10 protein-coding genes are annotated in these 12,645 nt (G+C 48.5%); 2 read left to right on the forward strand and 8 right to left on the reverse strand.

The window, feature by feature from the left end; genetic code table 11:
- The first annotated feature begins 41 nt into the window (after positions 1-41).
- Positions 42-1,496 (forward strand): 30S ribosomal protein S12 methylthiotransferase RimO, encoded by a 1,455-nt coding sequence (gene rimO / locus ACXAGX_RS12705; RefSeq protein ID WP_474838772.1) that lies wholly within the window; start codon positions 42-44, stop codon positions 1,494-1,496.
- Here rimO and ACXAGX_RS12710 read toward each other — a convergent pair.
- From ACXAGX_RS12710 to ACXAGX_RS12735, 6 genes are all read right to left on the reverse strand, one after another.
- Complete coding sequence (locus tag ACXAGX_RS12710) at positions 1,486-2,517, reverse strand: Kelch repeat-containing protein (RefSeq protein ID WP_474838774.1); 1,032 nt, start codon at positions 2,515-2,517, stop codon at positions 1,486-1,488. The genes rimO and ACXAGX_RS12710 overlap by 11 nt on opposite strands.
- Positions 2,518-2,519: 2 nt before the next feature.
- Positions 2,520-3,281 (reverse strand): 3-deoxy-manno-octulosonate cytidylyltransferase, encoded by a 762-nt coding sequence (kdsB, locus tag ACXAGX_RS12715; protein ID WP_474838776.1) that lies wholly within the window; start codon positions 3,279-3,281, stop codon positions 2,520-2,522.
- Positions 3,278-3,472, reverse strand: a complete 195-nt coding sequence (locus tag ACXAGX_RS12720; protein WP_474820102.1) for a Trm112 family protein — start codon at positions 3,470-3,472, stop codon at positions 3,278-3,280. The genes kdsB and ACXAGX_RS12720 overlap by 4 nt, the downstream gene beginning before the upstream one ends.
- On the reverse strand, positions 3,472-4,479 hold the full coding sequence (gene lpxK / locus ACXAGX_RS12725; RefSeq protein WP_474838778.1) for a tetraacyldisaccharide 4'-kinase: 1,008 nt from the start codon (positions 4,477-4,479) through the stop codon (positions 3,472-3,474). The genes ACXAGX_RS12720 and lpxK overlap by 1 nt, the downstream gene beginning before the upstream one ends.
- Entirely contained in the window at positions 4,479-6,227 is a 1,749-nt protein-coding gene (gene msbA / locus ACXAGX_RS12730; RefSeq protein ID WP_474838780.1) for a lipid A export permease/ATP-binding protein MsbA, read from the reverse strand. Before msbA ends, lpxK begins: the two co-directional genes overlap by 1 nt.
- Positions 6,228-6,369: 142 nt before the next feature.
- The gene (locus ACXAGX_RS12735) at positions 6,370-8,754 is read right to left on the reverse strand and encodes a DNA internalization-related competence protein ComEC/Rec2 (RefSeq protein WP_474838782.1); all 2,385 of its coding nucleotides are present in this window, start codon (positions 8,752-8,754) and stop codon (positions 6,370-6,372) included.
- A 33-nt stretch (positions 8,755-8,787) separates the two neighbouring features.
- Here ACXAGX_RS12735 and ACXAGX_RS12740 point away from each other — a divergent pair, with 33 nt between their 5' ends.
- A complete protein-coding gene (locus ACXAGX_RS12740; protein WP_070124098.1) occupies positions 8,788-9,315 on the forward strand; it encodes a DUF2062 domain-containing protein in 528 nt (175 codons plus the stop codon).
- A 30-nt stretch (positions 9,316-9,345) separates the two neighbouring features.
- On the opposite strand, the gene ligA is transcribed toward ACXAGX_RS12740, so the two are convergent.
- Together ligA and zipA are read right to left on the reverse strand one after the other, a co-directional pair.
- Complete coding sequence (gene ligA / locus ACXAGX_RS12745) at positions 9,346-11,388, reverse strand: NAD-dependent DNA ligase LigA (RefSeq protein ID WP_474838784.1); 2,043 nt, start codon at positions 11,386-11,388, stop codon at positions 9,346-9,348.
- Between the two features lie 49 nt (positions 11,389-11,437).
- Entirely contained in the window at positions 11,438-12,634 is a 1,197-nt protein-coding gene (gene zipA, locus ACXAGX_RS12750) for a cell division protein ZipA (RefSeq protein ID WP_474838786.1), read from the reverse strand.
- Between the last annotated feature and the right edge of the window lie 11 nt (positions 12,635-12,645).

Raw genomic sequence — 12,645 nt, forward strand, 5'->3', positions numbered from 1 at the left:
AAATGATATAATCCCTCCATTGTGTTTTGTGATGTGAAAAAATGACCGTAGAAAAGTTTATACCGAACCAGACCACCACGCTGGAAACACCGGTAAAAGTCCTTGAAGCAGGCCGTCAGCAGGCTGGCGAAAATACCTCTTCAAATCCCGCAGCGAAAATCGGCTTTGTCAGCCTCGGCTGTCCTAAAAACCTGGTGGATTCTGAACGCATCCTTACTCAGTTACGCACTGAAGGTTACGATGTTGTTCCCACCTATAACGATGCCGAATTAGTCATTGTTAACACCTGCGGTTTTATTGACTCCGCAGTGCAGGAATCTCTCGACACCATTGGTGAAGCACTGGCTGAAAACGGCAAAGTTATCGTTACCGGTTGTTTGGGCATCAAAGAAGATGAAATTCGCGAAGTTCACCCGAACGTTTTAGCTATCACAGGCCCTCACGCCTATGAATCGGTGGTTGAGCAAGTGCACGAGCATCTTCCTAAGCCAGTTCATAATCCTTTCGAACACTTAGTACCCGATCACGGCATAAAGCTGACGCCTCGTCACTACGCGTATTTGAAAATTTCCGAAGGCTGCAACCACCGTTGCACGTTCTGTATTATTCCTTCCATGCGTGGTGATTTAGTTAGTCGTCCCGTGGGTGAAGTACTTGACGAAGCGAAACGACTCAAAGCAGCAGGCGTAAGTGAGCTACTGGTGATTTCACAAGATACCAGTGCTTACGGTGTAGATGTTAAACACCGTACAGGATTCTGGAACGGCATGCCGGTTAAAGCTCACATGCAGCAACTTTGCGAGAAGTTGGGCGAGCTGGATATGTGGGTTCGTCTGCACTATGTGTATCCCTACCCTCACGTAGATGATCTGATCCCACTGATGAATGAAGGTCGCGTTCTGCCATACCTAGATATTCCATTCCAGCATGCCAACAAACGCATACTGCGTTTAATGAAGCGTCCTGGCAGCGCCGAGCGTACCATTGAACGGGTAAAAGCTTGGCGGGAGGCATGTCCGGAACTCATCATCCGCTCGACGTTCATTGTTGGTTTCCCTGGTGAAACCGAAGAAGAATTTGAAGAATTACTCGATTTTATTCGTGAAGCGCAACTCGATCGCGTTGGCTGCTTTGCTTACAGCCCGGTAGAAGGCGCAAAAGCGAACGACTTACCCGATCCAGTGCCTGAACATATCAAACAAGAACGCCTAGCACGTTTTATGGAAGTGCAAAGTGAAATCAGCGCTGCGCGCCTCAAACAGCGCATAGGCAAAGAATATCTGGTGGTCATCGACAGTGTAGACGCCGAAGGTGCGGTTGGCCGCACTTATGCAGATGCGCCAGAAGTTGACGGCGTGGTGCATTTGAATGGTGTCCACGATGTGAAGCCGGGTGATCGGGTATGGGCAGAAATCATTCACGCTGATCAGCATGACGTTTGGGGGGTTATCAGCCTAGAAGACGATGAAGCGTTGAATGACGAGGCTACTGCGTAGCCTTCATCAAGGTAAATTTACTAACAGTATGGCGGGTATCATGAGGTCCCGCCTCTGCGGCGCCACCTATTAACCAAATAGCATTGTCAAACGTCACCGCACCCAAACCATGCCTCGGAACTGGCATAACCGCAGCTTCCGACCAACGTTTTCTCTTTAGCTCATAGCGCCATACTTTATAAAAAACACCGCCGCCCTGGTCGTCAAAGTACTCACCGCCAAACACAAAAATGCTGTCATCGAGAACAGCACAAGCAATCCCTGCTGCCGCTTCAGGCATCGGTTTTTCAGTTTTCCATTCATCAGTGCTCACATCGAAAACTTCATGCACATTGGTATTTCCGCCCTCTACAGTTCGCCCACCAATGACATGCCATTTGTTGTCGTACACAACACTGCAAGCACTGTTTCTAGGTGTAGGTAACGGGGCTCCTGTCTGCCAAACTTTCGAATCAGGATCGAAAATACCGTGCCAATCGGAGTCAAGATGATGTTGCCAGCGGTAATTGTCATCTTTTGAAGTGCGTCCACCAGCGAGGTGAACTTTGCCATTGATAACCGCGGAGATACTTTCTGAAAGCCGTACCGGCATAGGGTTTCGTTTAACCCATTCTGCTTGCTTTTCATCAAACTGATAAACGGCGGAAGAATTATTCCACTGCCCGTCTTCACTTTCGGTAAATCCACCAAACGCCCACAAGCTGCCGCCAGCAGAAGCCAACATAGCATGGTGCGTAGGCGCAGGAAAAGACGGCAACGTCTGCCAATCATTTGCATCGGCGCTAATGCTGAAAACCTGGTCAGAAACCGAGAACTTATCTTTCCCGGCAGTTAGCCCACCAGCCACATAAATCTGGTTATTATGCACGGCTGGATAAATTTCCTGTACCGATAAAGGCAATGACGGCCCCAGTGACCAATGAAATTCACTTGTCGCATGGGCATGTGAAAATGCGCCACTTCCCCCTGTCACACCAATGAATGTCAGCGTAATTCGGGCAACGAGACCTTTAAAGGTCATATTTAGCTTCCTTGGTTCAAGTGAGCAAGTAATCGGTCGAGATCTTCCGGCGTATCGATACCTACGGGGGGTGGTTCAACTGCCACATCTACATGTATTTTATCGCCGTACCATAGCGCCCGTAGCTGCTCTAGTGATTCAATGTGCTCGAGGGCACTGGGCGTGTAATCCACATACTGACACACATAACCGGCACGATAAGCATATAAGCCAATATGGCGAAGGAAGCCTGCAGGATCATTATTGAGCGGATTGCTCAGCATCGAACTTCGCGCAAAGGGAATGGCTGATCGAGAGAAATATAGCGCTTCTCCCTTTGCGTTACGAACCACTTTAACCATATTAGGGTTAAGCACATCTTCAGATGACTGCATTTCTGTGGCGAGCGTGGTTATTGCCACATCTTCGCGACGGGAAAGGTTCTCTACCACCTGGCGAATATTGGCGGCTGGCACAAAGGGTTCATCACCCTGCACGTTTACAATTAAGGTATCGTCAGAGATCCCCTGTAACCGAATAACTTCAGAAAGCCGTTCGGTACCAGATTCGTGATCGGCCGACGTCATCACCACCTTACTGAACGCAGAAGCAACATCAGCAATACGCTGGTCGTCAGTCGCAACGATAACAGAGGATGCACCGGCTTCCTCTGCCCGTTCCACCACATGCTCAATCATGGGTTTACCGTTGATATCAGCAAGGGGTTTTCCCGGAAAGCGGGAAGAACCAAAACGGGCGGGAATAATGACGGTAAAGTCGTTCATCTTGCCGCTTCCAACTCATCAGAGGACAACTGGCTCGCTTTTGCCTCAATCAGCACAGGAATACCATCGATGACTGGATAACTGAGGCGATCAAAACGACACAGCAATGCTTGTTTATCCTGAGCCACTGCCAGCTTGCCTTTACATACCGGGCAAGCCAGTACATCTAATAATTTAACATCGAAGCTCATTATTTTTCCTTACTGTAATTAACATAATGCCGATGGAGAAATGCATAGAACGTTGTTGGAAAACTTGCCTCAACAGGCAAATACCAACAGTCATCGTGGGCAAATTCATGTACTTTAACCGCGTCTTTCTCGGTCATTAGCACAGTGCCATCAGGCAGATCTTCGGGCTGAAAATGATGGTGGTCAGCGAACGCACGACAATGAGCGGTGTTAACTCCCATGTCGGAAAGCTGTTTAAAGAAGCGTTTCGGATGGCCTATTCCTGCCAAAGCAGTGACACTTTTACCGGTAAAATCCGTGCTAATGCGCTTCAACTCATTGTTACGCACATTGACAAAACCGTTACCAACTAGCGTAAAACCAAAGTCCTGGGGAAGATTCAACGTTTGATTCAGTGCTGTTAAATCAACATCACCATTCAAAATAAGCGCGTCAGCAGAAGCAAGTCGATTGGGTTTCTCTCTTAAGGGGCCCATGGGTAACAAATGACCGTTCCCCAGCAAACGCTTATCCATTACCACAAGTTCGAGATCACGTTTCAGCGCATAGTGCTGTAAGCCATCATCACAGACAATCACTTTGCAACCCAGCTCATCGGCGAGTTTCGCCGCGCCACGGGCTCGAATCGGATCTATCACCACAGGCACACCGGCCCGGCGGGCAATCAAACTTGGTTCATCGCCAACCACACTGGCCTCGTCGTTTGGTGAAACAAGGTGAGGATGCGCTGTCATTGTGCCCCCGTAACCGCGACTGAGAACTCCAACCGGCACACCCTGGGTTTTAAAATGCTCGACCACTGCCAACACAACCGGTGTTTTTCCGTTGCCCCCTACCGTGATATTTCCTACCACGATAATAAACGCATCGGGTTTCGATCTGGTTTTTATACCAGTGCGAAACAGGCCTCGACGTACGCCACTTATTAAACAAAATAAGGCAGAAAACGGCCACAGCAGCCAAGCTACTAGTGACTTCTTGTACCAAAGCTCCTGCACAGCGCTCACTATTGGGTCTCACCAAACTGCAGTGCATGAAGTTGTGCATAATGGCCTTTTTTCGCCAGCAGTTCGTCGTGTCGGCCTTGCTCGAGAATTCGCCCTTGATCCACAACGATGATTTGGTCCGCTTTTTCGATGGTAGACAAGCGATGCGCCACCACCAACGACGTACAGGATTGCTGCAGTTTCTCCAGAGCATCCTGAATGAGTTTTTCTGACTCGGTATCCAGTGCCGAGGTGGCTTCATCGAGAATGAGTACCGGCGCTTTGGCCAGAATAGCCCGGGCAATTGCAATACGCTGGCGTTGTCCGCCCGACAACATCAGACCGTTTTCACCAATAACCGTTTCGAGGCCGTCATCCAACATGCCGACAAACTCAGTAACATGAGCCATAGCAGCCGCTTGTTCAATTTCGTCACGACTGACTTTTTCGGTTACCCCGTAGGCAATGTTATTTGCAATGGTATCGTTAAACAACGTGACATGTTGCGACACCGAAGCAAACTGCTTACGAAGGGCACGCAATTCAATATTATTGATGTTCTCACCATCAAGCAGCACTTGGCCCTGCTGCGGAATATAAAATCGGGTCAACAGAGAAGAAATGGTTGATTTACCGCTACCAGATTTGCCCACCAGCGCGATAGTTTCACCGGGTTTAGCCTGAAAACTGATGTTGGTTAACGCTGGACGTTCTTTCCCCGGATAGCAGAAGGTGACCTCATCAAAAGCGATATTACCTTCGGCCCTGTCGATCACTTTTGTACCCGTATTGACTTCAATTTCTTCATCGAGCGTTTCAAATATACTGTTACAGGCGGCCATACCCCGCTGATACTCATTGTTTACGGTGGTCAGTTGCTTAAGTGGTTTAAGTAACATCACCATGTAAATCACCACATTGATAAAAGTACCGGGAGTAAGTTCATCAAGAATTTCTGGCAAACTGGCCATAAATAACACCACGGCAAGCGCAATGGAGGCAATAACCTGAATGGAGGACACACTCAGGATTTGGGTTACCGCCAGCTTCATGGTCTGCTGACGGTTATGATTGTTTTTCTGAGCAAAGCGTTCACGTTCGAAGTCCTGGCCGCCGAACATCAAAATCACTTTATGGCCCTTCACAGCTTGCTCCACGGATTCAGTCACACTACCCATGGATTTTTGGATATTGCGGCTGACCTTGCGAAAACGCTTACTGACAAAAGACGCAATAACAGCAACCACCGGGCCAATAATCAGAAATATCGCCGACAACTGCCAGGAGTAATACAGCATAAAGCCAAGTACACCAATGATGAACGCGCCTTCACGTACAATGGTAAGTAACGCTTTACTGGCAGCATTGGCAACCTGCTCGGTATCATAGGTCACTTTACTGATCAGCGTGCCCACCGCTTGCTGATCATGAAATAACACCGGCAAATGCATGTATTTTTCAAATAATTGCTGTCGCATGGTCATAACAACCCGGGAGCCAATCCAGCTTAGCGTGTAGGTACCAAGAAAATTAAACAACCCGCGCAAAATGAAAAGCGGCACGATGCAAATAGCAGCAAGGCGCAGGAAATCACTGTCTCCGGCACCAAGGGATTCATCAATCAGGGTTTTCGTATTTGAGATGACAAAAGTATCTACCGCGGAATAGCCAATCATGCCGATGACTGCAACGAAAAAGGCCAGTTTGTAGGGTTGCAGATAGCTGAAGAAACGGCGTTGATTACTTGCCGCTGGATCGGGATTTTGCATGTATTCTCATCACTTAATTATCGCTCATCGCTATTGTAACTGGAAATGGAAGAATTCCCAATGATGACACTGTTTTAGCCAATATAACGGAGCGATGCATTATTCAACCAGCTCGTGGAAATGGGGCTGAACCAGTAACAATTCAATCTTGATGTTGCCCACGATTATCGAACCAACGTGGACTGATTTCTCGGTTAAACGGCTGTGCTATCACGTTATCCGTTGTTATGGTGAGCCGCACGTATCCGTGCTGTCCAGTGTCGTACACTTCGCTTCCCACGTTAACATATCGCGCCTGCACATCCTCATCGGGCAACTGCCATCGATGAAATGCGCCTGTGGTAAACACCGTTACTTTGGGTGAGACAGCAGTGACAAATGCGCGAGACGACGACGTGTCGCTGCCATGATGAGGGGCGATAAGTAAATCAGACTGCAACTTCATGCCCGGTTCTTTTTCGAGTAAATATAGCAAATCATATTCAGACGATTTGGGGATGTCGCCAGCAATAAGCAATGAGCGCCCGTTTTCGCTTATACGAAGTACACAGGATTGGGCGTTGTTATCTAAGGTATTGCCCGGCCTGGGCCATAGCACCGAAAATGAGATGTTCTGCCATTGCCAGGCATCGCCTCGCTGACAACCCTTGAGGTTGTCTCGAACGTCAGTGGCTACGGGTTCATGACTTAATTGCGACAGTAAACCAATATCCTTTCTACCGCCAGCATGGTCATCGTCGCCATGGGTGAAAATAACGTGGTCGACCCGCTTAATATTCAGATGCCTGAGTGTGGGAACGACAACTGTGCGCAACATATTGCCTTGTTCAAAAGAAGGGCCTGAATCGATTAACACCGCCCTCTCTCCACGGGCAATGGCGATAGCGGAACCGTGACCCACATCAAAAACATGCACTGTCCAAGGGTCCGGATTCTGTTTTAGAAAAGAAAGACTCAATGGCATGCTAAGTAATACAATACACAGCCATCGAAAGCGGAACGGCGGCATAAGCAACAACAGCATGGCACATAGGGTCAGGATGGCGACAATAGGCTGAATGTTGAGCTGGCTCACTGAAAGCACCCAGGGTTGTACAAAAGTAAGGCCACTCACCAGTATACTCATCACGAAATCAGCGATATCTAACAGCCAGTTTGGCTGCGAAGTAAAGTAATTCATTACCAGCCCCACCATTCCTAGAGGTACGATGGCAGTAACAACAGGAATGGCGAGAAGATTAACCGGCGCCGTTAATAAAGACGCAGCATCGAAAAAGCCCACCGTAACCGGGAGCAAAAGAAACGACAGCGCACATTGCGACACGATGAGCCCTTTTAGTTTGCTCAGCCGGTTTTCGCCTGTAGCCGAGTACCGACTGCCGATGAGTAGCAGCAACGCCAGCGCCCCTGCACTTAAGTAAAAGCTACTGCCAAAAATCCCGAACGGAAAAAGTAAAATACACGCAACAATCATTAATAAGAAGCGCTGCAGCCACGACCAGACAGCCCTGCTAAAGAATAAACCGGTTAGCAACAACACTAACAACCAGGCTCGCGCTACCGGCACCTGCCAATTAGCTAATGTGGCGTAAAGCGCGGTCAGCAACACCACAACAATAAAGGTAAAACCACGCACATTGCAGCGATTGTGCGGTAAACCCCATAACCAAAAAATCACGCCATACATCGCGCTCGCTAACACTGATGCCCATAGTGCTACCATGCCAACGTGAAGCCCGGAAATTGAAAACAGATGTCCTGTTCCCGTTTCTCGCATTAACTGCCAATCCGCTTGCTGTAATCCACTTCGGTCGCCGGTTAACAGTGCGACTAGCCAACGTGAGTAACCAACCTCACGACTTCTTGCAGCGGCAAAGTGATGAAAGCTAGACGCAGGTTCTGTAATGCGATTGGCGTAAGACGCGTTTACCGTACCAGAAGCCACAATGGCTTTGCTCACATACCAACTACGCTTATCGCCGCCAGGATTGAGCATACCCGATACAGGTTTAAGTTTGACACTCAGGGTAACGTGCTGGTGAAGCTGGAATCGTCCGATTGCCTTTTCTACAAATAGTAGCAATGAGGGAGACGGGAAAACCGCATCGTCGCCGAATTGATGCACAGCCAAAATCAATTGCTGATCGTGCCCAATATCGCGGGTCTGAGTTATCCGCCCCGAAACTATGACATCTTGTTGAATTTTGCTTTCAGGGAGTTGCCAAGCCAAGTACCAATGCCCTACACTTGCCATCCAAATCATTCCTGACATTATCCCGCTAATCATAAATGAGACGACAGTAAACGGTTTCGTCGTTTGCCCGTACCAATTAGCGACACGACTATTTTTTTTGATAAGCCTGACAAGGTGCTTGTTAAATACATCGCGATGTATCGCAATATGGATAATGATCACAACACAGGCTGTTAGCACAATCCAGCGTTTGCCCGGCAGGAATGGCCAGTATCGAGCAGACATGGCGGAAAGACTGAATCCCGTGGTCCAAACGGTGAGATATTGGTACATCTGAGAAGTGCTTGTTTTTAACTGAATGAATGTATGCCAAAAAAATTTATAAGACGTTTTTTACCAGATCATCAGACAATAAAGCATAACCGAGCGCTACGGATCTTTGGTACCGTCTTGCATGAGCCGAACCTATGGCACCTGAACCGACGTTCGGCCAGCCACGCTTTTGGCATCGGCTTATTTTTCGCGTTTTGGCCAGTGCCATTTCAAATGTGGCTTTCTGCTGCGACAGCCATACCCTTCCGGGCAAATTTGCCGCTTTCTGTAGCAACGGTCTGGATAACAAACCCATTCACCATGCCACCCATTTTTTATGCTGCATATAAAGTGGGTACCACCGTACTCGGCACGCAACCGCAACACTTTGAATTACAGTTCAGTTGGAAATGGATCATAGAAAGCATTGAAACCATTGGTCCTGCTTTTCTGGTGGGATGTGGAATTTGCTCTGTGGTGTTTGGCTTATTAGGCTACGTTGGCCTGAATTTCCTTTGGCGCTTTTCTGTGAAGAAAAGCTGGCGGGCAAGGCAGGAAGCCCGACGCCATCGCGCTTCCTGAGTACTTCATTTTAAAGGTTAACCATTGCGGTTAACCTTCATACAAACCGTGTTCTGATAATACGGCGAGTAACTTTTCTTCATCCCAAACCGCAACACCTAAATCCTGAGCTTTGGTCAGTTTAGAACCGGCCTTTTCACCAGCAACTAGAAAGTCTGTTTTTACCGATACGGAACCCGCCACTTTAGCACCAAGTTGCTGCAGTAGCGCTTTGGCCTCATTACGCCCCATGGCCGTCATTGTGCCAGTCAGCACGCAAGTCTGACCGTCAAAGGGCAATTCTGCAGAATCCACTTGTTTAATCTCAGGCCAATTGATGCCCGCCGTTAACAGGTTATCGATAATTTCACGGTTATGCGCTTCATGAATAAAATTATACACATGGGTTGCTACCACTTCCCCCACATCTGAAACCGCTTTGAGAGCCTCAATGTCGGCAGCGTATAAGTTATCGAGCGTGTAGAAGTGATTTGCAAGATTGGCCGCTGTGGCTTCACCTACTTCACGAATACCTAAGGCATAGAGAAAACGCGGGAGCGTGGTCGTTTTCGCTTTTTCAAGTGAGGTCAGAAGGTTTGAAGCCGATTTCTCCGCCATCCGCTCCAGGCTCACCAACTCGCCCAATGAAAGATTGAAAAAATCTGCGGGACTTTTTACCAGTTCCGCATCAACCAATTGATCTACCAACTTATCCCCTAAGCCATCAACGTCAAACGCTTTGCGTGAAGCAAAATGCTTCAGAGCTTGCTTTCGCTGTGCACCACAAACAAGACCGCCAGTGCAACGTGCCACGGCCTCATCTTCCAGTTTTTCTACCTGTGAGTCACACACCGGACAGGTTTGTGGAAACGACACTTCCCGGGTATCGTCTGGGCGCTTATTTTCCACCACAGACACAACCTGCGGGATCACATCGCCAGCCCGTCGAATGGTAACAAAGTCACCAATACGCACGCCGAGACGGGCAATTTCATCCTGATTATGCAAGGTGGCGTTTGATACCGTCACCCCACCAACGAAAACGGGCTCCAGACGCGCAACAGGCGTAATTGCACCGGTTCTGCCTACCTGGAACTCCACATCAATTAAACGTGTGATTTCTTCCTGTGCAGGAAACTTCTGGGCGATAGCCCAGCGCGGTGCGCGGGCAACAAAGCCTAGAGTTTGTTGCAGTTCAATGTTGTCGACTTTAAACACCACACCGTCGATGTCGTAAGGTAAAGCGTCACGCTTTTCCAAGATTTGATGATAGTAATCCAGACAACCCGATGCCCCCTCAGCCACAGACACTTCCGGGCACAAAGGTAACCCCCACTCGCCCAGCGATTTCAATCGTTCACTATGTAGCTCTGCCAGGGCAAAATCCTCTGGCGTCACGACACCTAATGAATAGCAATAGAACATGAGCGGGCGCTTTGCAGTAATGCGACTGTCAAGCTGTCGAAGGCTGCCGGCAGCGGCATTACGCGGGTTGGCAAACACCTTTCCCCCTTCGGCACGCTGGCGCTCATTCAATTTATCAAAGCCCGCCTTAGGCATGAACACTTCACCCCGTACCTCAATGCGAGCCGGGATATTATCCCCCTTCAGACGCAGCGGTACGTTTCCAATGGTTTTAACATTCTGGGTAATGTTCTCGCCCACCTGCCCGTCACCACGGGTCGCGGCCTGTACCAATAAGCCGTCTTCATACAATATGCTTACCGCTAAGCCGTCGAGTTTTGGCTCACAGCTATAAATCAATTTTTTATGATCTTTAAGTCTATCGCCAATACGCTTTTCGAACGCATTTAAAGATGCCTCATCAAATGCGTTATCCAAAGACAGCATAGGCACTTCATGGGTGACCTGATCGAAAGCAGAAAGCGGTGCACCTCCTACCTTCTGGGTGGGAGAATCCGGGGTGATGAGATCGGGATGTTCAGCTTCGAGGGCTTTTAATTCTTTGAACAGGCGGTCATATTCAGCGTCAGGCACTGAAGGCGCATCCTGCACATAATATTGGGTGTTATATTCGTTAATCGTATCGCGAAGATTAGCAATACGACTATCAACAGATGGGTTTTCAGACATAAAGATCTCTTACAAAAAAAGCTGCCGCAATAATGCGGCAGCGGGTAAATCATGTGCGGGTAATCATTCGCCGACGTTCAAATTCGCGGATTTTCTCCATGTACTGCTGTAACCCTTGTTTCGTTAGTACACTTCGCCGTCCATCGAGGATTTGTGCGTTAAATTCATCGGCAATTTTGCGTGCTGCATTGTGCATCATGTTAAAGACCTGATGGGCATCCCCTTCAATGGGCAAAATCATAAACAGCGACACGCCTTGGGTGGAGAACGTTTCCAGATTATCGATATCGAACACACCCGGCTTGAACATATTGGCTAAGCTAAATAATACAGGGCCCTTACCATTAGAATTCACGTGGCGATGAAAAATATCCTGATCACCAAATTTAAAGCCCAGCGTGAGCAACAATGGCAACAGTGTAGCACCGGAAATTGTCGACTCTTCCGGCGCGCGAACATTGATCACAAGTACTTCCTGCTCAGATTCACTCAGCGGTGCTTCATCAGCGGCAGGCTGTGACGCCGCGCCGGCGACCTGGCTTTCATCAAAATCAATGTTCATCTGATCATCGCCGAAATTCGGCTCCTGGCGACGGCGAACTGTGCCACGTTTACGTGATGAACGCTTTGCATCGCTGTCGTACTGCTCGTCGGCATCAGCACCATCGTCTGGCACTGACTGAGGGTCGAGCTGAAAATCGTCAGCAGGCACCGAATTTTGTTGCTCAGTTTCCGCAGTCGTTGTACCTGTGTGGTTCTCTGCCGACGCATCTTTGCGAATAAGGAATCCTGGTGGCTCAGGTATCCCTTCATCAGTCAAATCTTCACCATTAACCGGGCGACCTGACTTTATGTGCGGCTTAGGATTTGTGACAACAGAACCGTAAAGCTTTACGGGTTCCTCAGAAGCATCTTCTGACGTATCCTGCGGATTGATGTCGAGAAAATCTTCATCCGCAGTGATGTCTGAATTCGTTGGTGCGGGCTTTGTAGAGGACACCACACGTACCTCGCCAAGACCTAAGTCATCGTAATTTTTTTGCTCTTCATCGGTATCGTCTTGTTCCGACCACTCTTCCTGAACATCGCGAGAACGCTGATGAGAATCATCATGCCATTGACCGGGTTCAATTCGCTCTTTACGGGTTTGAGTCTTATTCTTGCGAATTTTCCAAATACCGTGCGCAAGCACAGCAATGATAAAGCAAGTACCAAAGATAAGGAGTGATAAACGTAGTTCATCCATTTAATTCGTTC

Source organism: Alteromonas sp. ABV4_515 (assembly GCF_056160345.1).